This is a genomic window from Alishewanella sp. HH-ZS, assembly GCF_001704375.1.
In the GTDB taxonomy this organism is placed as follows: Bacteria; Pseudomonadota; Gammaproteobacteria; order Enterobacterales; family Alteromonadaceae; genus Alishewanella; species Alishewanella aestuarii.
The window spans coordinates 63461-88876 of sequence record NZ_LZEJ01000013.1 but is presented as its reverse complement, the minus strand read 5'-3'; the positions used below and the strand labels follow the sequence as shown (position 1 = coordinate 88876).

The 25416-nt window shown below is 51.2% G+C and carries 15 protein-coding genes; 11 read left to right on the top strand and 4 right to left on the bottom strand.

All coding sequences use genetic code 11. The features are described from left to right. Positions 1 to 52: 52 nt before the first annotated feature. The gene (gene malQ / locus A9165_RS07290; RefSeq protein ID WP_008606452.1) at positions 53 to 2191 is read right to left on the bottom strand and encodes a 4-alpha-glucanotransferase; all 2139 of its coding nucleotides are present in this window, start codon (positions 2189 to 2191) and stop codon (positions 53 to 55) included. Positions 2192 to 2560: 369 nt separating this feature from the next. Here malQ and A9165_RS07285 point away from each other — a divergent pair, with 369 nt between their 5' ends. Next, a complete protein-coding gene (locus A9165_RS07285; RefSeq protein WP_065955429.1) occupies positions 2561 to 5326 on the top strand; it encodes a TonB-dependent receptor in 2766 nt (921 codons plus the stop codon). Between the two features lie 83 nt (positions 5327 to 5409). Next, positions 5410 to 6930: a tryptophan halogenase family protein gene (locus A9165_RS07280; RefSeq protein ID WP_065955425.1), complete on the top strand. Its 1521-nt coding sequence runs from the start codon at positions 5410 to 5412 to the stop codon at positions 6928 to 6930. Here the strand turns inward: A9165_RS07280 and A9165_RS07275 are convergent. Continuing rightward, positions 6927 to 8360 (bottom strand): hypothetical protein, encoded by a 1434-nt coding sequence (locus tag A9165_RS07275; protein WP_065955424.1) that lies wholly within the window; start codon positions 8358 to 8360, stop codon positions 6927 to 6929. The two genes, A9165_RS07280 and A9165_RS07275, sit on opposite strands and share 4 nt — an antisense overlap. Before the next feature lie 183 nt (positions 8361 to 8543). Here A9165_RS07275 and A9165_RS07270 point away from each other — a divergent pair, with 183 nt between their 5' ends. Then, positions 8544 to 9794: a DEAD/DEAH box helicase gene (locus A9165_RS07270; RefSeq protein WP_065955423.1), complete on the top strand. Its 1251-nt coding sequence runs from the start codon at positions 8544 to 8546 to the stop codon at positions 9792 to 9794. A gap of 108 nt (positions 9795 to 9902) precedes the next feature. Next, positions 9903 to 11108 carry an EAL and HDOD domain-containing protein gene (locus A9165_RS07265; protein ID WP_065955422.1) on the top strand — a complete coding sequence of 402 codons (1206 nt, stop codon included), beginning with the start codon at positions 9903 to 9905 and terminating at the stop codon, positions 11106 to 11108. 63 nt (positions 11109 to 11171) lie between these two features. Here the strand turns inward: A9165_RS07265 and A9165_RS07260 are convergent, their stop codons facing one another. Both A9165_RS07260 and A9165_RS07255 read right to left on the bottom strand, forming a co-directional pair. Continuing rightward, entirely contained in the window at positions 11172 to 12800 is a 1629-nt protein-coding gene (locus tag A9165_RS07260; RefSeq protein WP_065955421.1) for a methyl-accepting chemotaxis protein, read from the bottom strand. 284 nt (positions 12801 to 13084) lie between these two features. Next, on the bottom strand, positions 13085 to 14257 hold the full coding sequence (locus tag A9165_RS07255) for a diguanylate cyclase (RefSeq protein WP_065955420.1): 1173 nt from the start codon (positions 14255 to 14257) through the stop codon (positions 13085 to 13087). A 181-nt stretch (positions 14258 to 14438) separates the two neighbouring features. Between A9165_RS07255 and A9165_RS07250 the strand changes: the two genes are divergently transcribed. From A9165_RS07250 to A9165_RS07220, 7 genes are all read left to right on the top strand, one after another. Further along, a complete protein-coding gene (locus tag A9165_RS07250) occupies positions 14439 to 16340 on the top strand; it encodes an alpha-amylase family protein (protein ID WP_065955419.1) in 1902 nt (633 codons plus the stop codon). A 9-nt stretch (positions 16341 to 16349) separates the two neighbouring features. Continuing rightward, the gene (locus A9165_RS07245; protein ID WP_065955418.1) at positions 16350 to 18794 is read left to right on the top strand and encodes a TIM-barrel domain-containing protein; all 2445 of its coding nucleotides are present in this window, start codon (positions 16350 to 16352) and stop codon (positions 18792 to 18794) included. A gap of 12 nt (positions 18795 to 18806) precedes the next feature. Next, positions 18807 to 20684: a glycoside hydrolase family 13 protein gene (locus tag A9165_RS07240; protein ID WP_065955417.1), complete on the top strand. Its 1878-nt coding sequence runs from the start codon at positions 18807 to 18809 to the stop codon at positions 20682 to 20684. Between the two features lie 206 nt (positions 20685 to 20890). Beyond that, positions 20891 to 21550 (top strand): hypothetical protein, encoded by a 660-nt coding sequence (locus tag A9165_RS07235; protein WP_065955416.1) that lies wholly within the window; start codon positions 20891 to 20893, stop codon positions 21548 to 21550. A gap of 187 nt (positions 21551 to 21737) precedes the next feature. Further along, a complete protein-coding gene (locus A9165_RS07230) occupies positions 21738 to 21959 on the top strand; it encodes a hypothetical protein (RefSeq protein WP_065955415.1) in 222 nt (73 codons plus the stop codon). 133 nt (positions 21960 to 22092) lie between these two features. Continuing rightward, the gene (locus A9165_RS07225; RefSeq protein WP_065955414.1) at positions 22093 to 23589 is read left to right on the top strand and encodes an MFS transporter; all 1497 of its coding nucleotides are present in this window, start codon (positions 22093 to 22095) and stop codon (positions 23587 to 23589) included. Between the two features lie 3 nt (positions 23590 to 23592). Then, a complete protein-coding gene (locus tag A9165_RS07220; RefSeq protein WP_065955413.1) occupies positions 23593 to 25317 on the top strand; it encodes an alpha-amylase family glycosyl hydrolase in 1725 nt (574 codons plus the stop codon). Positions 25318 to 25416: the final 99 nt, after the last annotated feature.

Here is a 25416-nt window from a genome sequence, read left to right as displayed (position 1 = left end):
GGGATTTGTGTATAAGAGACAGGCGTTATGGCCGGGCTTATCAAGCTTTAGTCTAGCTGCGGGCCTGCTTAATTTCTTGCATCAGCTGCAGTACCTTGTTATCGCTCAGAATCGTCTCGATATGCTGCGGTAATTTACGCTGCCAGTTCGCATATTCAGTGCTGGTACCCGGTATATTGACCGGAGTTTCCAGCAATACCAGGTCTTCCAACTGATAGGCGAATAAACGCGCCGGCGTCGCTGCGGTATACAGATGACAGGCACGAACCAGAGTTGCCGCATCCGGCTGCGCAATGCCGAGCTGCTGTTGCAGGATCTGCTTTTCGCTCTCTCGCAGTTGGTGCAGGCTGTCGGCCACAGCTGGACTGGGGAATAAATCCAATTGATGACGCAGCGCTAAATCCAGTTCCTGCCAGAAGCCGACCAGCGTAGGCATATCGTGCGTGGTCACTGTTGCCAGAGCCTGCGGTGGATAGGTCAGATCCCGATGCTGATAACTGCCAGCCTTTTGCTCCAGCATAAATACCCGGTAAGACAGCACCTGATAATGCTGCATCAGCTCACTGATTTCCGCCGGTACCGTGCCCAGATCTTCTCCAATGACGACGCAGTGATTACGTTGGCTTTCCAGCGCTAAAATGGCAAACAGCTCTTGCGCCGGCATCCGTAAATAACACCCGGCTGTAGCATCGGCGCCGAGCGGGCAACACCAAAGCCGCAATAATGCCATCACATGGTCCAGCCGTAGGGCGCCGGCATAGCGCATATTTGCGCGGATCAGTTCAATAAAGGGTTGATAGGCTTTTTGCCGCAGCGTCACCGGGTTGTACGCCAGCAAGCCCCAATTCTGGCCTTTTGGTGCCATAATATCCGGCGGTGCACCTACACTTAAATCTAATAAAAAATCATCTGGCGCGCCCCAGCTCTCGGCACTGCTACGGCTGGTGCCGACAGCGACATCACAGTATAAACCGATGGCCATACCTTGCTTGCGACACTCGGCTTTCACCTCTGCCAGCTGCAGCTGTGCTAACCACTGTAAATACAGCTGCTGTTCGATAGCGCTGGCATGTTGTTTGGCAAAGGCCGCAACGGCGGGGCTATGCGGGTTTTGTAGTTCTGGCGGAAATTGCTGCCAGGCGGCGGTTTGCAGATCTTGCCAGAACAATTGGCCCTGTAGTACCGAGAATACAGCCCACTGATACAGACTCACACCGGCCTCTGCTACGAAAACCTGAAACGCCTTGGCCCTTTCACTTTGCAGCGCCAGTTCATGTTGCTGAAAATGCTGAAATAGCAAGGCCGCGACCTGCTGTTTTAAGGCGGCAACAGCCGGATAATCAACATTCGCCGTGGCGCGACAGGCGGCGAGCTGCTGCTGAAAATCGGCACTGGCGACTAGCTGTTGTGCTGCGGTGCAGGCTTGATAATCCGGCGTTTCATCCAGCGCGACATAAAGCGTGTTTAACCATAAACGGCTGCTGGGGCTGTATGGGCTGCAATCCTGTGGCAGCATCGGATAGAGCGCATGCAAGGGGTTTAAACCGATAAAATCGTTACCGGCCGCTGCTAATGGGGCAACCATAGCTTTTAAGTCAGCAAAGTCACCCATACCCCAGTTGCGGGCAGAGCGCACCGCGTACAGCTGTAAGGCCGGGCCCATGGTTTTATGCAGGATGGCGCTGTCATGCAGCTGAAAACAGCGGGCCGGCGTCACAATCAGTTGCTGGCTCAGAGGCTGCTTACCATCAGTTAGCGTCAACTGATGGTAGCCAAGCGGTAGGTCCAGCTGAAACGGCAAATTAAAAGCCAGCATCGCGACTGTATTTATTTCGGCCTGTTCCACAATATCTTTGGCCTGCAGTAATAATTCACCGCTCAGTACGTCGCCGTCTTCTAATGCGATCTGCCACTGCCAATGACTTGCCGCTTTGGCTGCTTCCAGCTGCAATCTGACACTAAAGGGTTGCTGTTGCTCAGCAACCGTTACGGCAGATAAGGGTTCCTGCCAGCGGGCTTGTTGCAGCTGCGCAATCTGGTTGGCAATAGCTTGCTCGCTACTGAGATCAAAGCCCATAGCCCGCAAAATGCTGGCCTGCACTTCTGCATCAATATGCTCTAACTGCCCATTGGCATGCACATAGCTGTCTTGTAAACCCGCCAGGGTGGCGAGTTGCTTAACTTGTCCCATAGACCACCTGAATTAAGGGAGTGGTGATTTTTGCCAAGCATAAACAGTGGCGGCTGAAGAAGAAACAACCTGCATACGTATGCAGTGCTTTACAGCGCTAAGCGTTTCAATATTGGCTTTTTCTGGCAACGGCTGCCGGCGTGTTCATACTTAAGGCAGTTGGCAGCCTGCCTGCTGCACAACGATAGTGCAGCTTGCCGGCAGTTGCACCCGCCTGGGGCATCTTTTGCACTATGAATACGTATTCATATTGAGCTGGCGACCGAATAAGTTTAATAAATGAGCATGGCAAAACTGCAGCTGACGAATTTCAGCATGGCTTTCAGTTTCGCAGTAATAAAACAACAACACTCCGGGGTAGGTAGGATTATGACAAAATTTAAACTCAGTATGCTAACGCTGGCGTTAGCCGCAGCTGGCAACAGTTCCATCGTGCTGGCTCAGGCCGCTGATGCAGAAGCCAAAGCACAGGAAGAAGCGGTTGAGGTGATCTCGGTTCGCGGTTTCCGCCGCAGCCTGCAGGAATCTCAGAACCTGAAAATGTTCAATAGTTCCTTCGTTGAGGCGATTTCGGCAGAAGATATCGGCAAACTCCCCGATTCCAGTATTGCTGAATCTCTGGCGCGGATGCCGGGTTTAGCTGCCCAGCGTCTGGATGGTCGTGCCAGCCGGATCACGATCCGTGGTTTTGGTGAAAACGAAAGTGCGACCACCTTTAACGGCCGGGAACAGGTTTCAATCAGTGATAACCGTGGCGTTGAGTTTGATTTATACCCGTCAGAAATTATGAGCCAGGTGGTGGTGTATAAAACGCCGGATGCCAAGTTGGAAGCTGAAGGTATTGCCGGTGTGATTGACCTGCGTACTGTGAGCCCATTGTCTCGCGGTGAGCGCGTAATGCAGGTAAATGGTCTGTATGAGCGTACCAGCTTTGATAAACTGAATCCGGACGGCAATAATGCCGGTGCCCGTGGTACCTTTGCTTATATCGACCAATTTGCCGATAACACTATTGGTGTTGCTATTGCGGCGACGACAATGAAGTCGCCAAACCAGGAAAAACGCTGGAATGCCTGGGGTTATGATGGTGCGCAGCAAGCAGTAGATTGGGGTGCAGGTATTAATCCAGGTAACTTTGCCCTGAGTAATGACTATGTGATCCTGGGTGGTGCCAAGCCATTTGCCCGTTCGTCAACTCTGGAGCGGGATTCAATCCTGGCAGTGGTAGAGTATGCACCAAACGATAAGTTAAAACTGGTTGCCGATGCTCTGTACGTCGATTTTTCTGATGAAAAGATTTTACGTGGTATTGAAGTGCCAGGTATCTGGGCTGGCGGTAATACACTGATCCGTGAGATTAAAGACGGTGTGGTCTCTCAGGGTACTATTACCAACCGCGCTGTGGTGCGTAACGATTATGAAGTTCGTGATGCCGAGTTAAAGGCATTTGGTTTTAACGCTAAATACGAACTGACTGACTATACCACTATTGATTTCGATATCAGCCGCTCTACGGTAAAACGCCAGATCTGGAGTATGGAAAACTACTCGGGCACCGGCCGTGGTGATGGCGTTGGTGCGACCGATACTATCCAATATGTGCTAAACCCGAATGGTACAGGGGCAACCTTTACCCCGACGCTGAATTACGCCGACTGGAATCTGATCCTGTTAGGCGCGCCGTTAAGCTGGGGTAATGGTGTGACTATTCCAAGTGATGCACAGGACGGTTTTATCAATACGCCTGAAATCGACGGCGATCTGACCACCTTACGGTTAGCTGCTAGCCATGCCCTGGAAAATGCCGGCCCAATCAGCAGTATTGAATACGGTATTTCTCACAAAGATCGCTCTAAAACCAAGCGCTCTGAAGGCTATTACCTGACGCTGAAAACCTACCCTGCGGCATTGGCGCCGGTACCGGAGCAATACCGGATTGGTTTCACTGATCTGAGCTTCCTCGGTTTTGGTAATATGATTGCCTATGACTCTCGCGGCTTAGTACGTGATGGTTTCTACAATGCGACACCGGAAAGTCTGAATGACCCAAGCCACCTGGCGCGTAGCTGGACGGTTAATGAGAAAGTTACGGCTGTCTTTACTCAGGCGAATCTGGATACTGAAGTGGGTGGCTATGCCCTGACCGGTAATGCCGGCTTACGTTATGTGAAAACCGAACAGGATTCACAGGGCTTTGGTAACTATATCGTCGATGGCCGGGTTCAGGCTGTACCTACCGATCTGTCACATGATTTTGGCATCCTGCTACCCAGCTTAAACCTGAAGCTGGCATTGGATGAACAGCAAAGTGTGCGTTTTGGTGCGGCGAAAACCATGTCACGGCCGCGGCTGGATGATATGAACGCATCCATGAGCATCAACTACAACCAGAATGCGACCACGGCTGAAGCCTGGAGTGTCAGCGGCGGTAACCCGACCCTGGAGCCGAAAACTGCGGTTGGTTTCGATCTGGGTTATGAAAACTATTTCCATCCGGAAGGTTACTGGGCCGTTACCGTGTTCCATAAGGAGCTAAAAGACTGGATCTTTGACGGTTCAACCCGCTTTGAATTTGACGATATCACTGCTCCTGATGGTTCAGTACCAGTGAACAAGTTAGCGGTAGCCAATGGTAAGGTGAATGGTGGCTCTGGTAGTTTGTCTGGTTTAGAGCTGTCAGCCTCTATCCCGTTGAGCGTGTTCCATGAAGGCCTGGATGGCTTCGGTATTTTCGCCAGTCATACTAAGATTACCTCGGACATTAAAGATCCGGGTGGTAATAAGTTTATGCTGCCGGGCTTATCTGACAAGATCCAAACCTTTACTTTCTACTATGATAAGGAAGGTTTCTCGGCGCGGGTCTCAATGCGTAAGCGTTCAGACTTTAAAGGCGATATCTACAATATCGGCTTTAACACCGCACAGGTGGATATCGACGGTGAGCGGATTTGGGATGCGCAAGTCGGCTATGACTTCGGTGCTGCCGGTTTCACTCAACTGGAAGGCTTAAGTGTGTTCCTGCAAGGGCAAAACCTGAGCAATCAACCGTTCACCACCCGCCATGGTAGTGGTGCAGTGCGCGATTATCAGGATTATGGCAGAACCTACTTACTGGGTTTCTCCTATAAGTTCTAAGCGAAAGCCTAAGGTATTGTTACTGGTGTAATGCTTGCCCCTGAGATACGCTGTGTCTTAGGGGCTTTTTTTTGGTGCAGATCATGACAGAACAGCAGTTGGTCAAAGAAGTCGTTATTGTTGGTGGGGGAACTGCCGGTTGGATCAGCGCAGCCTTGTTGGTGAAGATGCTGGGTAAGTCGCTGAAAATCACCCTGGTGGAGTCTGAGGAAATCGGTATCGTTGGGGTTGGTGAAGCCACTATTCCGCCGGTGATCCATTTTAACGAGGGTTTAGGTCTTGATGAGGCTACCTTTTTAAAAGAAACCTTTGGCAGCATTAAACTGGGTATTCAGTTTGAAAACTGGGGACAGCAGGGTGATAGCTATATGCATGCCTTTGGTAACTTTGGTAAAGATTACCCTTTCTGTACCTTCCATCATTTTTGGTTAAAAGCCAAGCAGTTAGGTTTAAGTGATAATTTCTGGGACTACTCCTTTAACTATCAGGCAGCACTGCAAAACCGCTTTACCAAACTGGATAGCATTCCAAATGTGAATTTACAGGGGCTGGTGTATGCCTATCATTTTGATGCCGCGCTCTATGCACAGTTTTTACGCCGCTGGTGTGAAACACTGGGCGTAGTGCGGGTTGAAGGCAAAATTGAGCAGGTCCATACCCGGCCTGACGACGGTTTTATCAGTGCCGTGCAACTGCAAAGCGGCGAGCAGATTAAAGGCGATCTCTTTATCGATTGCAGCGGTATGCATGCGCTACTGATTGAGAAAACGCTGAATACCGGCTACGAAGACTGGAGCCATTGGCTACCCTGTGATCGCGCCTGGGCGGTACCCACTGAAAGTGTGAAGCCGATAGTGCCGTACACCCGGTCTATTGCACATCAGGCTGGCTGGCAGTGGCGGATCCCGCTGCAGCACCGTACCGGCAATGGTTTAGTATTCTCCAGTAAATATTGGTCTGAGGAGGATGCCAGGGCCCACCTACTGGCTAACCTGGATGCGCCGGCATTGGCCGAACCAAGGCTAATTAAATTCCGCACCGGGCGGCGTTTAAAACAGTGGCATCGAAATGTGGTGAGTATTGGCTTATCGAGTGGCTTTTTGGAGCCACTGGAATCGACCAGTATCCATCTGATCCAGTCCGGCATTATCCGGCTGGTGAAAAACTTCCCTCACCTTGGGATCAAGGCGGCAGAAGTCGCGGAATACAATCGCCAATCGCAGTTGGAATTTGAACATATCCGAGACTTTATCATTCTGCACTATAAGTTAACGCAGCGCACGGACAGCAAGTTCTGGCGTGATTGCCAGCAGATGGAGATCCCGGAACGGCTGGCGCGCAAAATGGAACTATTCCAGGCCACCGGTAAGGTATATCGTGAACAGGATGAGTTATTTTCGCCAATTGCCTGGATCCAGGTGATGCTGGGTCAGGGCATGGTACCGCAGGATTATCATCCGATAGTCAACGCCTTACCCGCCGAGCAGCTGTCAGAGCTGTTGAGCTATCTGAAAACGATTTACTCGGCAACCGCCACCAAGCTGCCGCAACACGATGAGTTTTTAAAGCAGTTCTGTCAGAGTGACGCGATGAATACCGCTTAATTCAGACGTAAATGGGCGTTATTCCAGAGGTTCTGGTTAGCGCCCAGGCTAAAGAAGTTATCCGGCTCCCAGCACTGCGGCAGCAGATGCCGCAGATATTGCGCCTCGGCGTCTTTATATAGCAGTTGCAGTAACTCCTTCAGTTTTTGTTCTGGCACATTGCTTTTCAGTCGGTCACGTGCCGGCTTAAAGTACAGGTTATATTCCGGGCTCAGGCTCATGTTAAAGGTGGTATTTTTCAGCTCCTGGCTGCGGCTGACAATGCGGCATAACGGCCGGTCCGGCTTTTCCGGATAGAAGCTGATGACGATAGCGAATTCATAGCGAGGCTGTGGTTTGCCATCGTCATTCAGCGGGATATACACCAGCCCAAAACCTTGCGGGAAGATCCCAACTAAGCGGAACAAGCGGTCGACAATCAGACCGCTGTACTCGCCCCGCTGTACCGCATCGCGCATCATTAGCGCCGCTTTGGGCAGGGTATCGTATTTATAACGGCCGCGGCCCGGTAATACGATAGCCGAGTACGCCTGACTGACTTTAAATAAACTGCCAAGCGCGCTGTCAGGGCGGGTGCTGATAAAAAGCTGCAGTTTGTGCAGCAATTGCTGATGTTGCTGCTGATGTTGTTCCCGCTCTTCTCTTTTGCTGCCACGATAAGGCAGATCGCCTAGTCCCTGCGCCAGTAACGTGGTACTGCCAAGGCGGCATAGCGTCAGAAACTGAGCTCGCTCTTCACTGCTTAGCACCCGATCTGCTGATTGCTGCCCATTATCCGTTAACAGGTTTTGCGCCTGGCTATCCAGCTTACCAAAGTGTTCCAGCAAGCAAGCCATCACCATTGGCAACTGCAGTTGCTGTCGGTACGGGCAGTGATCCGGAGTGTCAGGCGTACGCTGCTGATACCATTCCTGCCACTGTGGTTCGGTAAACAACTTCTCGGCCAGCAGATGGTCGAGCAAGCGCAGCAGCAGCACTGCCCGGTAGAGGGGCTTATAAGCAAACTCCAGCAGCAAGGGTTTGTTTTTCTTGCCATTCGCGGTGATAAACAGGCTACCCAGCAGGCGGGCACTCAGGTTTAGTGTTTCCGGACCTGTCTGGCCCTCGCTCTGTTGCAGCAGATTTTCTGCCGCCGCCATTAGAGCGCTCCAGCACTGCAGGCGTTGCTTTTCGTATTCAAACTGCAAATCGGTATAGCGTTTGCGACACTGCTGAATAACCTCTGTCGCCTCTTTTTGTTGCATAGCCTGCTGCCAGCGCTGCTCGGCACCAGACAATTCCAGCTGCTGCGCCTGATTTTGCGTAAAAAACCGTTTTACCAAACTATAAAAACAGCCGTGCCCGGGGTTGTATAACAGGGTCAGGGACTGCTCAAGGTTACGCAAAAATACACTTTTGCTCGCTGCCGCCAGATTCAAAACAGGCTCCATATCGGAAAGTCATTGCCACCGCTCAAAATAACATTGAGTGGCATTGCATAAAAGCGTCGCCGGTAACAAAATTTAGAGAAAACTCGCACCCTCAGCCAGTTTAGGGTAAGCTGCGCGCCCTTCCTTTTGAAGGGCACTGCAGCTGCGGGCAGAGATTTTCGCAGCACCATTGCGGGAATACGCATGCAATTTACTGATTTACCGTTAGCGGCTGAGCTGCTCAAAGCTGTAGCTGAAAAAGGCTACACCACGCCGTCACCTATTCAACAACAAGCTATCCCGGCGGTACTGGCGGGGCGCGACCTGATGGCCGCCGCCCAAACCGGTACCGGCAAAACTGCTGGCTTTACCTTACCTTTGCTGCAGCGTTTAAATGACAGTCGCGAGCAAGGCCGTAAAGTACAGCCGAATCAGGTCCGGGCACTGATCTTAACCCCAACCCGTGAACTGGCCGCGCAAGTTGCCGAAAGTGTGCAACTGTATGGTAAGCATTTACCGCTACGCAGTACGCTGGTATTTGGTGGCGTTAAAATTAACCCGCAGATGATGGCGCTGCGTAAAGGTGTCGATATTTTGATTGCCACGCCGGGCCGGTTGCTGGATTTATACCAGCAAAACGCGGTGCGCTTTAATCAGCTGGAAATTCTGGTGCTGGATGAAGCCGACCGGATGCTGGATATGGGCTTTATCCGCGATATTAAGAAAATTCTGGCGCTGTTACCGCCGAAGCGGCAGAACCTGTTGTTTTCGGCCACCTTTTCTGAAGAGATCCGCACCCTGGCCAAAGGCCTGCTGCATCAGCCATTAGAAGTCACTGTAACGCCGCCAAATAGCACGGTAGAGCGAATTGAACAGTGGTTATACCCGGTTGATAAAGGCCAGAAAGCCAATTTATTGATCCAGCAAATTAAAGAGCACAACTGGCAGCAGGTGCTGGTGTTTACCAAAACCAAACATGGCGCCAATAAACTGACCTTATTGCTGGAAAAAGCCGGCATCAGCGCCATGGCTATCCATGGCAATAAAAGCCAGAATGCCCGTACTAAGGCACTGGCTGAGTTTAAAGCCGGCGGCATCCGGGTGTTAGTGGCAACGGATATTGCCGCCCGTGGTCTGGATATCCAGCAATTACCGCAGGTCGTCAATTATGAGCTGCCAAATGTTGCTGAAGATTATGTGCACCGCATTGGCCGTACCGGTCGTGCTGGTGCTGCTGGTTTGGCGGTATCACTGGTTTGCGCTGAAGAGTTAAAAGAACTAAAAGGCATTGAAAAGCTAATCAAGCTGCAGTTGCCACGCAAAGAAATAGCCGGCTTTGTTCCGCAGCAGCCGTTAGCCGAGACAGTGCTAAGTAGCGCACCGGCGAAACCCAAGAAGCCGAAAAAACCCAGAGTGTTCACCCAGGCTAAAACAATTAGCCGGGCGCCTGCCTAGTCTCAGAACGACGTGCGCGGCAGCTGAGATAATTGCTGTCGCGCTCTTGTATCCCCGCTATATCGGCATATACTGAACTAAAGGCGTCGTACTTTGGAGTTAGCCGGGATGTATGGGTATATAGCGCGTCAGCCAATCTTTAACAAAGATAAAGAAACCATCGGTTATGAACTGCTTTTCCGCGATGGTGAAGCAAACGCCTTTCCAAATATAGACGCCGATGAAGCAACCTCGAAGCTGATTATGCAGCATCACCTGCTAATGGGGGTGGAGAGAGTCACCTCAAATAAACTGGCCTTTATCAACTTTTCTGAAGAAACCCTACTGCATCATTTCCCGACCTCGATTAAACCGGAATCAATGGTGATAGAGGTGTTAGAGACGGTACCGCCAACGCCCGAGCTGTTAGCTACCCTGAAGTATCTTAAGGAGCTTGGCTACCAGCTGGCACTGGACGATCATGATTTTGACCCAAAATGGGACCCGTTCTTACCTTTTATCAGCTATCTGAAGGTCGATGTGCAGCAATTTAACTTGTTGCAAATTAGCCGCCACTTGCGCCGGGTAGCGGATTATCCTTTTACGCTGCTGGCCGAACGGGTGGAAACAGCCGAGCAGTTTGAAAAATTAAAATTGATGGGCTTTCAGTTATTTCAGGGCTACTTTTTTGCCCGCCCGGAAATGCTAAAGCATAAGCAACTGAGTTCCAATAAAGCGAACTTGCTGGCGTTAATGGCGGAAGCCTCAGCCCGCACACTGGACTTTGAGCGGCTGGCCGATATTTGCCAGCGTGATCTGGGGCTTTCTTATAAGTTACTGCGTTTTATTAATCACAGTGGCCAGAGCCAGGCGATAACTTCAGTTAAACATGCAATGGTCTATATGGGCGAAGCCGAGCTGAAAAAGTTTCTGGCGCTGCTGGTACTGGCCAATTTACAGGATGGCGCACCTGACGAGTTGCTGCGCCAGTCATTGGTCAGGGCTCGCTTTTGCGATGCTTTGGCTAACCATGTTAAGTTAATTAAAAATCCACCCAGCAGCTTTTTAACCGGGTTATTCTCTAATGTGCACCTGATAGTCGAGCAACCGCAGGACGAGTTACTTGCTCAGCTGCCATTAGTGCCTGAAGTTAAGCTGGCGCTGCTAAAACGCGAAGGGCAGTTCGGGCACTTTTTAAAACTCACCGAAGCGCTGGAACAAGCCGACTGGCCGCTGACCGATGACTTACTGCAGTCGTTACCTGAAGGCGCAGAGCTGGCGCCGATGTATCTGGAAGCCGTCGCCTGGGCAGAAAGTATTTTGCGGCAGGTATGAGAATTGTATTTTTGCTGCCCGAACTATGATGCCGGCCAAAGCGCCGGCATCATAGTTCGCAAATCAGAATGTTTTAAACTGACTCACGTTTTTCTCCAGCACTTTGGCCAGGCTTTCGAGTTGTTTGCTCGCCGTGGTTATCTTTAACGCTTCCTGTTCGGCACGGCTGGCTGAACTGGTGATCTGATTAAAATTCTGGTTAATTTCGTTCGCGACCACAGCTTGTTCTTCAGCGGCGGTGGCAATTTGCGTATTCATATCGCTAATGCGGGTAACCGATACGTTGATGGCATTTAATGATTCACCTGCGCAACGGGCTTGTTCGACACTCACCTGAGCTTGTGCCTGCCCCTCATCCATCACACTTACCGCTTTGCTGGTGCTGGCTTGCATTTTTTCAATCACTGTTTGGATCTGGCGGGTAGAGTCTTGCGTTCTTCTGGCCAGATTACGAACTTCATCAGCGACTACCGCGAAACCTCTACCCTGTTCACCCGCCCGCGCAGCTTCAATAGCCGCGTTGAGTGCCAGTAAGTTAGTTTGTTCGGCAATGCCCTGTATTACTTCTAATACCGAGCCTATCTGCCGGCTGTCATCAGATAGGTTGTTGATAACTAGAGAGGCATCGGCGACTTTTGTGGCCAGAGCATTGATGCTGCTTTGGGTCTTTAGTACCTCGGCCTGACCTGCTTTAAACTCAGACATCGCCAGCTGCGCCATATCGGCGGCATCTGTGGTATGGGAGGCAACATCATGAACCGTATCTGCCATCTGCTGGATAGAAGCTGCACCTTGTTCAGTGGATATCTTTTGCTGGCTGATCAGTTGCTCGTTTAAGTTGGCGGTTTTAAGTAACTGCTCGGATGCGGTAAGCAGCTCATTGGCCGCCTTTTTGGAATTCAGCGTAATCTGATTTAGGTGTGAGCTTAATAGCTTCAGTGCGGCCAGAATGCTCTTTTCATCATTTGAGTGAATATTATCTGTTAAATTACCCTTAGAAATCTCACTGATAATTTGCGCGGCATATTCCGGCTCGCCACCGATGGTTTGGCGTAGTCGTTTTACGGTTTGGTACGCCACTATACTGCCAATAAGTACTCCAAATAAGGTGAGAACGAGCATGACGCCCTGAAAACTATTGGTCTCCGACTTTGCATTAGAGACCTGTTGTTGAATCAGTTCTTCCTGGTAATCGATTAATTTATTAATACTGCGGAGCCAGGCGGTGTAGGCGGGTGAGATATCAGATAGTAAAAAGCGATTCGCTTCCTGATATTGCCCCTGATTGATCTTAGTAATTAACCGGTCAGTGAGAGCCAGCGTTGTACGCTCGATACTCTTGATATCGTTTAGCAGCTGAATCTCATCTGGACTGTGTTTAACGGCCTGATACATCTGATCCAAAATAACAGCGGCTTGTTGATAGAAGTCGTTTAACCTCGCAACATCTGCCAGATGCACCTGCGACTGCTGAGTATTATTGACTAACACGGCATCGCGCAGAGAAATTGCCCTGTCATGTACTGAGCCGCGAAAATTTATTGCTTGTCGCTGTTCTACCGCAGTTTGCTCAGATAGCTGGGTAAGATTCGCATCTGCGATACTAATTTTGAATTGACCAAATAATGATAGCGCGAGCATCAGTATCAGTAGTGCTGCGTATCCGGAATACAATCGATTTATAATTTTCATCTGACTACCTTGCTGAATAACAAATAGGAACCTTGGTTGGCTTTGCTATCCCTGGCAGAGTGTCCATCCGATAAATAATGAAAAAAACAAGAGCTCAAGCTTCTTTGTTGTATTCAGTATCTATCCGGGAGTTCGTTGGTGCAGACCCTGGCTAAATGTCGAACGACAAAACGAGCATTGACCCTGTATACCTGTATCAAGACGAGTCTTAGTAAAATAGTAATTTTGTATTATACATCGTGGGAGGCGTACTGGTTCACTGTTGATGAAAAGACGGTACTATTTTACCGAGTGTTGGCGCAGTAAACTGCGTTACGGCCACTGGCTTTAGCGCGATACATCGCCTGATCAGCCTGTTCCAGCAATTCCGGCACGCTTTGACCGCTATGATGCTCGGCGACTCCAATACTGACGGTCAGCGCTCTGGCAATAGGTGCAGGCATCGCCGTTTCTGCCAGCGTAAGACGCAGCCGTTCAGCGATCTCCAGTGCCTGCGCCTGTACCGTGTCGGGTAAAATTACTACAAACTCTTCACCACCGAAGCGCCCCAGCCAATCGCCCTGCCGCAGCTGTTGTTGCAAAACCTGGGTGGCAGCTTGCAACGCCTGATCACCACAAGCGTGACCGTATTGGTCATTAAGCTGTTTAAAATGGTCTAAATCCAGCAGCAATACCGTAAAGGGGCGCTGATTACGTTTACTATCCCGCAAGTAATATTCCAGCTGCTGCATAATGATCCGCCGGCTCCAGACGCCGGTTAATAAATCCTTATCCGCCAGCTGGCGAATTTTACTGACTAAGCGACTGATCGCGTAACCAACCAGATTCAGATTCATGATCAGAATCAGCACGATAAAAAACCACAGTTGTTTCGCCGATTCACTACTTTGCAGCGATAGCGTAGCGATGCTGGGATTGGGTTGTAGCAGCGTATCAAGGCTACGCCACAGAAAAAACAGGCTAAACAGGCACAGTGGTGCGGCGAACAAGCCTGCGTAGAACTGGCCAAAGCTCTGACGAATGGTTTGCCATTCCACCTGAGCACAGCGGGCAAAGATCGCCATACTGACCAGTGAAAACACTACGCCGCCCAAACGCAGGCTGGCCGGACCGTCAATCAGCAGCAAGTACGCCAGCAGACAGCTGGCCGCCAGTAACACTTCAAACTGCAACTGTATCGCTTTGGTATAGAGCTTGGCGATGCCAAGATACAGCGAGAAAAAGCCACTTAGGATCAATAGGTCAGATAACTGCCAGTACCAGAATGCTGCTGCTTCAGTGCGCTGCTGCAGCAACAGCATGCCGAGTAAGACCTGAATATGCGCCAAGGCAAAAAACTTACTGGCTTTCGGGCAAATCTTTACCAACCAGGCCATCACCGCCCAGCCTGCGCCAGAAACCACCAATAGAAGCATTAAAAACGCAATGAGCTGTTGGATATCTGTTGGCGTCTGCATTATTACCTCAGGTTTTTCTTAACTATATGTCAGCTGTGGTGTGCACTCAATATTTCTGTATCTGTGGTATCGCTTGGGCCTGACGTTGCCGCTTTGCATACGTATGCACCAAAAAAAGGCATAACCTGCCCGGCGTTCTGCGGTAACTTAGCAAAAAAACAGCAAGACAAGGGGATTAGATATGCAAGCGAAGATCGCGGCCGGACTCAGTGCACTGGCACTGACCGTATTGGTGGCCTGTGACAATAAACCGCCAGCCAATCACAGCGCAGCAGTGAGCGCACCACAACAAGCCAGCCAATTTGATGCTGAAGGCAAGGCCGTGGTGTATCAGGTATTTACCCGCTTATTCGGCAACACCCAAACCACCAACAAGCCTTGGGGTACGTTGGAAGAAAATGGTGTTGGTAAGTTTAGCGACTTTACTGATGATGCCCTGCAAGGCATCAAAGCGCTGGGTACTACCCATATCTGGTACACCGGGGTGCCACACCATGCGGTGATCCGCGACTATACCGCCTATGGCATTAGCAACGACGATCCTGATGTGGTAAAGGGCCGCGCCGGTTCACCCTATGCAGTGAAAGACTATTACAGTGTGAATCCGGATTTGGCCGACGATCCGGCCAAACGTCTGGAAGAATTCCAGGCGCTGATCGCCCGTACCCATCAACATGGCATGAAGGTATTGATCGATATCGTCCCTAACCATGTGGCGCGGCGTTACGAGTCACTGGCCAAGCCGGAGGGCGTGCGCGATTTTGGTGCGGATGACGATACCAGTGTGGAATATGCCCGCGATAATAATTTCTACTATATCCCCGGTTCCGCCTTTCAGGTACCGGCCTGGCCGGCCGATTATCAGGTGCTGGGCGGTGATGCCCATCCGCTGGCCGATGGCAAATTTGCTGAAGTGCCGGCGAAATGGACCGGCAATGGCGCCCGCTCGGTGCAGCCGGCCTTTGATGACTGGTATGAAACGGTAAAAATTAACTTTGGCGTGCGTCCGGATGGTAGTTACGACTTTGACAAACTACCGGCCGACTACGCTGAGAAAGATTGGCAAGCGCATTATCAGTTCTGGCAAGGCAAAGAAGTGCCCAACACTTGGATTAAATTCCGTGACATCGTTTTGTACTGGACTGCGATGGGCGTTGATGGCTTCCGCTACGATATGGCCGAGATGGTACCAGTGGAATTCTGGAGCTATTTAAACTCGCATATTAAACAACAAAACCCGGACGCCTTTTTATTGGCCGAGGTATATCAACCGCATTTATACCGCGACTATATCAAGCTTGGTTTAATGGATTACCTGTACGATAAAGTCGAGTTTTACGACAGCCTAAAGCTGGTGATGCAGGGTAAAGGCCCGACGTCTGAGCTGGTGACGATTCAACAGCGGATGGCCGATATTGAACAGCATATGCTGCACTTTCTGGAAAACCACGACGAGCAGCGTATTGCTGCTCCGGAATTTGCCGGCGATGCCCGCAAAGGCATGCCGGCGATGGTGGTGTCAGCCTTGATCAGTAAATCCCCGACCATGCTTTATTTTGGCCAGGACGTGGGCGAACCGGGTGCGGATGACGCGGGATTTGGTAAGGCCAGCCGCACCACCATCTTTGATTACTGGGGCGTACCGCATCACCAACGTTGGATGAATGGTGGCAAATTTGATGGCGGTGCCCTAAGCCCGGCAGAGCGGGAGCTGCGGCAATTCTATGAAACCTTAATGCAATTTAGCCGTAATGCCCCGGCATTGAATGGCGCTTATCTGGAGTTGCATACGCACAATTTGGCCGCTGGCAGTGCATACTCGGAACAGCAACTGGCGTTTGCCCGCTACGTGGAGCGGCAGCAACTGGTGGTGGTTAGCCATTTTAATCCGCAGCAGGGCGTTGAATTTACGTTGCAGTTACCGGCCAGTCTGATCAGTGCCTGGCAGCTGGCAGATGGTACCTATCAGCTGCAGGATCAATTATCCGGGCAACAGAATCAGCTGCAGGTGAGCAATGGTCTGGGGCAGATCCCGGTGCAACTGGCCCCGCTGGGCTCGGTTGTGTATCAACTGGTGCGTTAAGGAGCCACTATGCAGCCTGTTATAATGCGGATCGCTGGCCTTCTGTTATTGCTGGGGCTGCTGTTTAACAGCAGTCAGGCCGTCGAACATTATCAAAGTCACCGCCAAACCGCGCAGGGCCTGATCCTGACCACGGATCAGGGTGAAGTGAGCATCGCCTTTTACAACGCCCACAGTGTCGCTGTCTGGTATCAGCGAAGCGCTGTGCTGCAACAAGACTCCTTGTTGATCGGCACAGCACCACAGCCGGTAGCCTTGCAATTGGCGCTTGATGAGCAACAACTGACCTTGCAAAGTGATGCCTTGCAACTGGTGATCAACAAAAGCCCGTTAAGTATTGCCTTTTACCGCGATGGCGAGCTGTTAACCCGGGATCAGGCCGGCCTGATTCAGGCGGATGGTCAGCTTGGTTTTGATTTTAGTCTTGCCGAGCAGGAAAAACTGGCCGGTGCCGGGCAGCGAGTGCTGGGTATGGATCGCCGCGGTCATAAGTTACCGCTCTATAACAAGGCGCATTATGGTTACAGTACCGAGTCGAGCCAGATGTACTTTAGTCTGGCCGGTATTTTATCCGATAAAAACTATCTGTTGCTGTTTGATAATGGCGCCACTGGTGAGCTGGATCTGGGCCATAGCCAGGCAGATCAGTTACGTTTCCGTGCCCAGGGCGGTCGCAGCAGCTATCTGCTGGTCGCTGCCGATACGACACCTGAGCTGATCCAGCAGTATCTGGCGGTCAGTGGCAAACCGCCATTACCCGCGCGCTGGACCTTAGGCAACTATGCCTCGCGCTTTGGTTATCGCACCGAGGCAGAGGCGCGGGCGGTGGTGCAAAAATTCCGCGATCTTAAGCTGCCACTAGATGCCATTGTGATCGATCTGTACTGGTTCGGGCCGGATATTCAGGGCCATATGGGTAATCTGGACTGGGATCGTGAAGCATTCCCAAATCCAGAGCAAATGCTGGCCGATTTTGCCGCCGATGGCGTTAAAACGATCCTGGTGACTGAGCCCTTTATTCTGACAACCTCCAAGCGCTGGGATGAAGCGGTCGCAGCGGGGGCTATCGCACCGGGGCCAGATGGTCAGCCAAAGACCTTTGATTTTTACTTTGGTAATACCGGCCTGGTTGATGTGTTTAATCCCAAAGCCGCCGATTGGTTCTGGCAGCGTTACCATGAGTTATTAACGCAAGGTGTTGGTGGTATTTGGGGCGATCTGGGCGAGCCTGAAGTGCACCCGGCCGATACCTATCATTATCTGCCGGGCATTGGCTTACAGCCTGCCGATGCAGTGCATAATGCCTATGGCCATCGCTGGGCTGAGTTGGTGCATCAGGGCTATCGTCGCGATTTCCCGGCACAGCGGCCCTTTATAATGATGCGCGCCGGTAGCTTAGGTTCGCAGCGCTTTGGTATGGTGCCCTGGACCGGTGATGTCGACCGCAGCTGGGGCGGGCTAAAGCCTCAGGTTGAACTGGCGCTGCAAATGGGCCTGTTTGGCTTTGGTTGGATCCACTCTGACTTAGGTGGTTTTGCCGGTGGTGAGGTTTTTGATCCTGAGCTTTATATCCGCTGGCTGCAATATGGCGTATTTCAGCCGGTGTACCGGCCACATGCCCAGGAGCATATTGCCCCTGAGCCGGTATTCCATAGCCAGGACGTGATTAACACCCTGCGCCCCTGGCTGGAGTTACGTTACCGCTTATTGCCGTACAACTATACGCTGGCCTATCAGCATAGCCAAAGTGGTATACCGCTGATGCGGCCGCTGTTTTTCCTGGATGAGAAAAATCCGGCGCTACGCGATGAAGCCAACAGCTATTTATGGGGTGATGCCTTTTTAGTGGCGCCGGTAACGGAACCAGGCGTAACAAGCTGGCCGGTAAATCTGCCGCAAGGCATCTGGTTTGATTTCTTTAGCGGCGAGCGGCTGGAAGGTGGTCAGGTACTACAGCGCCCGGTAACGATCGATACCATTCCGGTGCTGGTAAAAGCCGGTAGCTTTATTCCGATGACCGACAGCTTGCAACGCACCGCGGATTATCAGGGCAAGGCGTTAACGCTGCACTATTACGCCGATCAGAGTGTCGCTACCAGCCAGTACAGCCTGTTTGAAGATGATGGCGTAACGCCGGATTCGGTTGCCAAGGGCCAGTATGAGCTGCTGCATTTCGCGGCCACGACGGAAGACAACAGGCTAACGCTGAACTTTAGCCGCGAAGGCGGGGAGTATCAGGGCAAGCCGGCCAGCCGCGATTTCACACTGGTGCTGCATAATCAGCGTGGCAAGGCGCGCAAAATCTATCTGGATGGCCGTTATATCCCGATTGTTGCCCAGCCGCAGCGCTTTGCCCGCGGTGAAAATATCGCCTGGTATGACAAAGCCAATAAGCAGTTAAAGATTAAGCTGCCACTTACCGCAGAAACTAAGCAGCTAAGGCTGCACTACTAAACGGAGGTGGCGATGCGCTTAGGTTCTTTCAGGCTATTAAGTGTTATTGCATTAATGCTAGGTTGTTATAGCGTTTCGCCACTTGCCGCTAGCATTAAGCGGGTTGAGCCACTGAACTGGTGGGTTGGTATGCAGCACCCGACTGTTGAGCTGATGTTGTACGGGGATAAGTTAGCGGAGTTAACACCTAAGCTCAGCTATCCCGGGGTTAGCATCAGTGCTGTGCATCGTACCGATAACCCGAATTATCTGTTTGTTGAGCTGACACTGTCTGCTGATGCGGCAGCGGGCACCTTGCCACTGCAGCTTTGGCGCGGCGCAAAGGCCGTACAGCAAGTCGATTACCCGTTATTGGCGCGAAGTGAAGGTTCAGCACAGCGCCAGGGCTTCTCACCAGCCGATGCGATTTATCTGATTACGCCGGATCGCTTTGTAAATGGCGACCCCAGTAACGACAGCGTACCCGAGATGCTGGAGCAGGCGAACCGGCAGGATGACAACGGCCGTCATGGTGGCGATCTGGCTGGGATGCAACAAGCGCTGCCGTATTTGCAGCAGCTGGGCGTCACCGCGGTTTGGCCAACGCCGCTAACCGAAAATAATCAACCGGCTTATTCCTATCACGGCTATTCCGCCACCGACTTTTACCGGGTGGATCCCCGCTTTGGCAGCAATGCGCAGTTCCGCGATTTTGTTGCGACCGCCAATTCGCTCGGTATTAAGGTGATTCAGGATATTATCGTTAACCATATTGGCAGTAATCACTGGTGGCTGCCGGACTTGCCGGCAAAAGACTGGTTGAACTTCCCGAGCGGCGATGGCAATGGCAACTTTGTGCCAACCAATCATAACCGCAGCACCATTCAGGACCCCTATGCAGCCGATATTGATCGCGAGCTATTTACCGATGGCTGGTTTGTCGACACCATGCCGGATCTGAATCAGCGTAACCCCAGGTTAGCGACCTACCTTATTCAGAATAGCATCTGGTGGGTGGAATACGCCGGGCTGTCGGGTATTCGGGAAGATACCTATTCTTATGCCGATAAAGCCTTTTTAAGCGAGTGGGGCCGCCGCATTATGCAGGAATATTCTCAGTTTAATATTGTCGGTGAAGAGTGGAGCCCGAATCCGCTTATCGTCTCGTACTGGCAGGCCGGCAAGCAGAATAAAGATGGCTATGTCTCGCATACTCCGGCGATGCTCGACTTCCCGCTGTATGACGCCCTGCTAAAATCACTGGCAGAGCCAGAGAGCTGGAATAGCGGCTGGATCCGCCTGTATGAAATGCTGAGTAACGATCATGTCTATGCCGATCCCTTTAATTTAGTGATCTTTGAGGGTAACCATGATACCGCCCGCTTATTTTCAGTGCTGGGCGAAGATCAAGACTTGTTCCGGATGGCGCTAAGTTACCTCTTTACCATGCGCGGTATTCCACAACTGTTTTATGGCACTGAGCTGGCGCTGACCAGCCCGCCACAGCGCGATGATGGCAAGGTACGGGCTGATTTTCCCGGCGGTTGGGCGGGTGACAACGTCAATGCCTTTACCGGCGTGGGGTTAACGGATACTCAGCGCATGGCGCAACAAGTGGTCAGCCGGCTGCTAAACTGGCGTAAAACTGCCAGCGCGATCCATCAGGGTAAGCTACTGCACTTTGCCCCGGATCGCGGCACCTATACCTATTTCCGCTATAACGAGCAGCAAACTGTGATGGTGGTGATGAATAAGCAACCGCATCCGGTAACACTGGAGCTGGCACGTTTTAGGCAGGTGCTGCCAGCCAAGGTGCAAGCCACAGAGGTGCTAACTGGTGCAAAATTGCAGCTGCAACAACAGCTAACCGTGCCGGCGCGGGGTGTGTTGGTATTGGATATCAAAAACTAGTTTGCTCATATAATAGTCTGAAATTTGTCGGTTTTTTTTACATATTGAGGCGTTAATCAACCTCGACCTAGCTCAGAAAATAGCAAAGCCATTGATCTACAAAGGATTTACCTAATGTAGTTACTTTGGCCTGGCGCTTGCATAGTACTAAAGAGTTATAAAACATAACTTAAGTGTTTGAATAAAAACTAATCAGGATATATGGAATGAGAAAGTTGTTTTGTGCTGTGCTGGCAGTGTTTGGTCTGGGTAGTGTGGCTGTGCAAGCGACCCCGGTTGAGCTTAGTTCTTTTAGTAAAGATTATGGTTTAAATAAAGATTTAGCGGCCAGTATGACAAACAGTGGTTGCAAAGAGTCTGTAGATAATGCTTGGGTAATCAGGTCAAATAATCTGAAATGTACAGGTTACTTCGAGACTTTTGATTTGACGAGTGTACTAGCCGAGTCAATCGACAGCATGACGTTAACCATTAACTACAGTGATACCAATCGCGGCCCAAATAATACCGGACATCAGCATCACGAAAACTGGCATATGCAGTTATTAAATGCTGAGCTTATGCCGATTGGTACCAGCGCTGCATTAGTCAGAACTAACGCTATCTACCAGCAAACCTTTACGTTCAATAGTGCGCAGGCATTGTTTAATGATATTTTGGCCGGTAATGCCCTGAGTTTCTTGTTCACTCACAAAGGCAATGGCACCCAAGACTTTAACCTCTACAGCGCACAGTTAACGGTTTTTGGTACTCCGCTGCCTGTGGTAAATCCATCGAATCCGGTGCCGGCACCAACGGGTATTTTACTGTTTGGTCTTGGCCTGGCGCTGATCGGTGGGATTCGTAACGCAGCGAAAACAAAGTAATTACGGAATTAATATCAAGACATTGCTGTCCAGGATGTCTAACGTATCAGTTTTCAAGCACAACCCATCAGGTTGTGCTTTTTTTTGCCTGGTACTTTGTTTGCAGCAAAGCTTACAAAGTCGTAGTTGGTTAGATAATCTAAACTTTCTATGCCATAGTGCTTTAAGAACATGGTTTAAACAGGGAATGGGTTATGCTAGCTGGCGCAGTCTGGCGGATCATAAAAACCTGACCTACTACTTTGAAACGGCGCTAACGCCTAACGTATTCTGGGTTGATATCCGTCAGGTCGATTTTAGTGCCGGACAACCGGTGCGCAAGTTGCGGCTGGCAGAGCATCAGGTGTATGCCGGCGATGCGCTGACCCAGTTTAAGCCGGCCCAGCCGTTTGTATTTGCCGGACTCTAAAACCTCAAAGCACCGGCGCCGCAGTGGCACCGTTGCTTGCTGAATACGTATTCATCTTGTTCTTGCCGCTAAATGCAGGTATCAAACAGCCTGACAGGTAAATAATTATAAAACCGCAACAGAGACCATCATTATGCAAACCAAACCAAACCTTGGCTTTTGGCAGATTTGGAATATGTGCTTTGGATTTTTTGGTATTCAGTTTGGCTTTGCCCTGCAAAATGGCAACGTCAGCCGGATCTTCCAAACCCTGGGCGCCGACATGGAGCAAATTCCGATCCTGTGGATCGCCGCCCCGCTAACCGGCTTACTGGTTCAGCCGATCATTGGCCACTTTAGTGATAAAACCTGGACTAAGCTGGGCCGGCGCCGGCCGTTCTTTTTATACGGCGCTTTAGCCACTACCGCTGCGCTGGTGATAATGCCAAACTCGCCGACCTTGTGGATCGCCGCCGGTATGCTGTGGATTTTAGACGCCGCCATTAACGTGACGATGGAGCCGTTTCGCGCCTTTGTTGGTGATAACCTGAATAAACAGCAGCGGCCAACCGGCTTTGCCATGCAATCCTTTTTTATCGGTGTCGGTGCCGTGGTCGCGTCTGCCTTACCCTGGATTATGACCAACTGGTTTGGTGTCGCCAATACGGCTGCCGAAGGCATGATCCCGGATTCGGTGGTGTACTCTTTCTACGCCGGTGGTGTGGTACTGTTTTTAGCGGTGGGCTGGACCATCATCTCCAGTAAGGAATATAGCCCGGAGCAACTGGCTGCCTTTGATGCCGCTGAGCAGGCAGAACATCCCTGTGCGCCTATGGCAACCCCGGCTCAGGATTACTGGCGCAGTGGCGCTGCAGCCGTAGTGATTGGCGTGGCAGCCTTTGCTGCGGTGGCATTCTGGCAGCTGGATAAGCAACTGTATTTACTTGGCGCTTTAATAGCCGCCTTTGGTTTACTGCAATGGGCGGCCAGCTGGTTTAAGCAACAGCAAAACCGCAATATGCTGGTGCAGCTGACCGATGATTTATTTACCATGCCGAAAACCATGCGCCAACTGGCCGTGGTGCAGTTTTTTTCCTGGTTTCCGTTATTCGCGATGTGGATCTACACCACCGCCGCCGTTACCAGCTACCACTATGGCACCACCGATACGACCTCGGTAGCCTATAACAATGGCGCTGACTGGGTTGGGGTATTGTTTGCGGTGTATAACGGTTTCGCCGCCATTGCTGCGTTGCTGATCCCGCTACTGGTTAAAGCCACCAGTACGCAAAAAGCGCACTGTATTAACCTGTTATTCGGCGCCCTGGGTTTATTCTCCTTCTTCCTGATTAAAGATCCGGCGCTGCTGTGGTTACCGATGATTGCCATTGGTATTGCCTGGGCCTCGATTTTGTCACTGCCTTATGCGCTGCTATCTAACTGTTTACCCGCCCATAAAATGGGGGTGTATATGGGGATGTTTAATATCTTTATCGTGTTACCGCAGCTGCTGGCGGCAGCTATTCTGGGCAGCCTGGTGGGCTATCTGTTCCAGGGGCAGGCGATTTATGCGCTGGCGATTGGTGGCGTAAGTTATGTAATAGCGGCACTTTATGTGTTGCGGATAAAAACCGAAACAGTAAAGGGATAAACCATGTTAAGAACCTCATTAACCGCGCTGACGCTGGCGCTGGCACTTAGTGCTTGCAAGCCGGCACCACAGCAAACTGAAACTGTTGCCGCACCGCTGGCGACGCGCGCAGCGACCGAGTCTATCACAGCAAACGAGTCTACCCCCTGGTGGCAGGATGCGGTGTTTTATCAGATTTGGCCGCGTAGCTTTTATGATACGACCGGCGATGGTCATGGCGATTTTAATGGTATGACCGCCAAGCTGCCGTATTTACAGGAGTTGGGTATTAACGCCATCTGGTTAACGCCGATGTTTGAAGCGCCGTCCTATCATGGTTATGACTTTACCGAGTTTTATCAGGTGGAGCGTGACTACGGCAGTATGGCCGAGTTTGAGGCCTTTATTCAGGCCGCTGATGCTAAAGGCATTAAGGTCATTCTGGATTTAGTGATTAACCATATCTCGCGTGAGCACGAGTGGTTTCAAAAGTCAGCCGAAGGCATCGCGCCCTATAAAGATTACTTTGTCTGGCGTAAGGACTTACCAGCCAAAGGCGAAGGTTGGGGCCATGCCTGGGCTGATAATGATCAGCCGGACGCAGTTTGGTACTTTGATGAGCGGCGCGGTGAGTATTATTACGCCGCCTTTGGTGCGACCCAGCCGGATCTGAATTTAGAACACCCGGATGTGGTGGCCGAAATGAAGAGGATGGCGAAATTCTGGTTGGACAAGGGTGTGGCCGGTTTCCGCTTAGATGCGGTGCGCTTTGTGATGGAAAGTGGCCCGGATGGTCAGGCCGATTTGCCGGCGACCATTGATTATTGGCGCGATTTTAATGCCTTTGTCAAAAGCGTGAACCCGGAAGCTTATTTAGTTGGCGAAGCCTGGGTTGATATCCCGATTGCCGCCAAATATTGGGGCAACGGTGAGGGGTTGGATCAGGGTTTTGACTTTGAAGTGGGTTATAAAATTATTGGTCAGCTGCAGCAAAATGCTGGCAATGCTGCGCAGTTTGGTACTATTAGCGGCACCCAAAGTGGCGAATTACACCCGCTACAGGAAAACCTGCAACGCCGTCTGGACTCGTCCGCGCCACTGGCATTCTTCACGCCATTTTTAACTAACCATGATCAGGACCGCGTTGCTTTTCAGTTAAGCGGTGATCGTGCGACGGTACTGCAAAAATCCAAACTGGCCGCGGCCATGCTGTTTGGCTCGCCCGGTACTAAGTATCTTTACTACGGTGAAGAGATTGGCTTAACGCAGGCACAAAGTGGCCATGATGTATACAAGCGCGCACCGATGCTGTGGAACACTGAGGCCCAGGCTGGTTTTACCGCAGCGCCGCTTAGCTGGGTAGAGCAAAAAGAGCAGTTTACCGTGCAGTTTGCCGATTGGTGGCCGGACTTTTTACAGCAGCAGTTAAGCGCCGGTGGTAATACCGTAGCAGAGCAGCAAGCCCAGCCAGATTCACTGTGGCGCCTGTATCAGTTCTTAATCGCGCAGAAAAAGCAGCGGCCCGAGCTAAAACTGGCAGGCAGCTATCAGGTGACAGAGCCAGCCGCCGGCCTGCTGCAGATTGACCGCGAGCTAAATGGCAGCCATACCCGCTTCGTACTAAATCTAAGCGAGCAGCCGTTAGATATCAGTGCCTCTCTGGAAAGCAAGCTCAATGCCAGCTGGGGCTTTGATCTTAATGCCAGTCAGTTGGCTCCCTATGGTTTAGTAGTGCTGCAAAGCCAATAAGCTCTCCCTGCTCCCGGTTGCAGTAGGTTATTGCTGCCGGGAGTTTCTGCTGTACAGATCTTTTGCGACTAAAAGCCGATAGTCCCCTGTCTAAGTCCG

What these genes read in the sequence shown, in the direction of transcription:
- malQ (WP_008606452.1), bottom strand. Translation starts at nt 2,191, where the DNA reads ATGGGACAAGTTAAGCAACTCGCCACCCTGGCGGGTTTACAAGACAGC.
- A9165_RS07285 (WP_065955429.1), top strand. Translation starts at nt 2,561, where the DNA reads ATGACAAAATTTAAACTCAGTATGCTAACGCTGGCGTTAGCCGCAGCT.
- A9165_RS07280 (WP_065955425.1), top strand. Translation starts at nt 5,410, where the DNA reads ATGACAGAACAGCAGTTGGTCAAAGAAGTCGTTATTGTTGGTGGGGGA.
- A9165_RS07275 (WP_065955424.1), bottom strand. Translation starts at nt 8,360, where the DNA reads ATGGAGCCTGTTTTGAATCTGGCGGCAGCGAGCAAAAGTGTATTTTTG.
- A9165_RS07270 (WP_065955423.1), top strand. Translation starts at nt 8,544, where the DNA reads ATGCAATTTACTGATTTACCGTTAGCGGCTGAGCTGCTCAAAGCTGTA.
- A9165_RS07265 (WP_065955422.1), top strand. Translation starts at nt 9,903, where the DNA reads ATGTATGGGTATATAGCGCGTCAGCCAATCTTTAACAAAGATAAAGAA.
- A9165_RS07260 (WP_065955421.1), bottom strand. Translation starts at nt 12,800, where the DNA reads ATGAAAATTATAAATCGATTGTATTCCGGATACGCAGCACTACTGATA.
- A9165_RS07255 (WP_065955420.1), bottom strand. Translation starts at nt 14,257, where the DNA reads ATGCAGACGCCAACAGATATCCAACAGCTCATTGCGTTTTTAATGCTT.
- A9165_RS07250 (WP_065955419.1), top strand. Translation starts at nt 14,439, where the DNA reads ATGCAAGCGAAGATCGCGGCCGGACTCAGTGCACTGGCACTGACCGTA.
- A9165_RS07245 (WP_065955418.1), top strand. Translation starts at nt 16,350, where the DNA reads ATGCAGCCTGTTATAATGCGGATCGCTGGCCTTCTGTTATTGCTGGGG.
- A9165_RS07240 (WP_065955417.1), top strand. Translation starts at nt 18,807, where the DNA reads ATGCGCTTAGGTTCTTTCAGGCTATTAAGTGTTATTGCATTAATGCTA.
- A9165_RS07235 (WP_065955416.1), top strand. Translation starts at nt 20,891, where the DNA reads ATGAGAAAGTTGTTTTGTGCTGTGCTGGCAGTGTTTGGTCTGGGTAGT.
- A9165_RS07230 (WP_065955415.1), top strand. Translation starts at nt 21,738, where the DNA reads ATGGGTTATGCTAGCTGGCGCAGTCTGGCGGATCATAAAAACCTGACC.
- A9165_RS07225 (WP_065955414.1), top strand. Translation starts at nt 22,093, where the DNA reads ATGCAAACCAAACCAAACCTTGGCTTTTGGCAGATTTGGAATATGTGC.
- A9165_RS07220 (WP_065955413.1), top strand. Translation starts at nt 23,593, where the DNA reads ATGTTAAGAACCTCATTAACCGCGCTGACGCTGGCGCTGGCACTTAGT.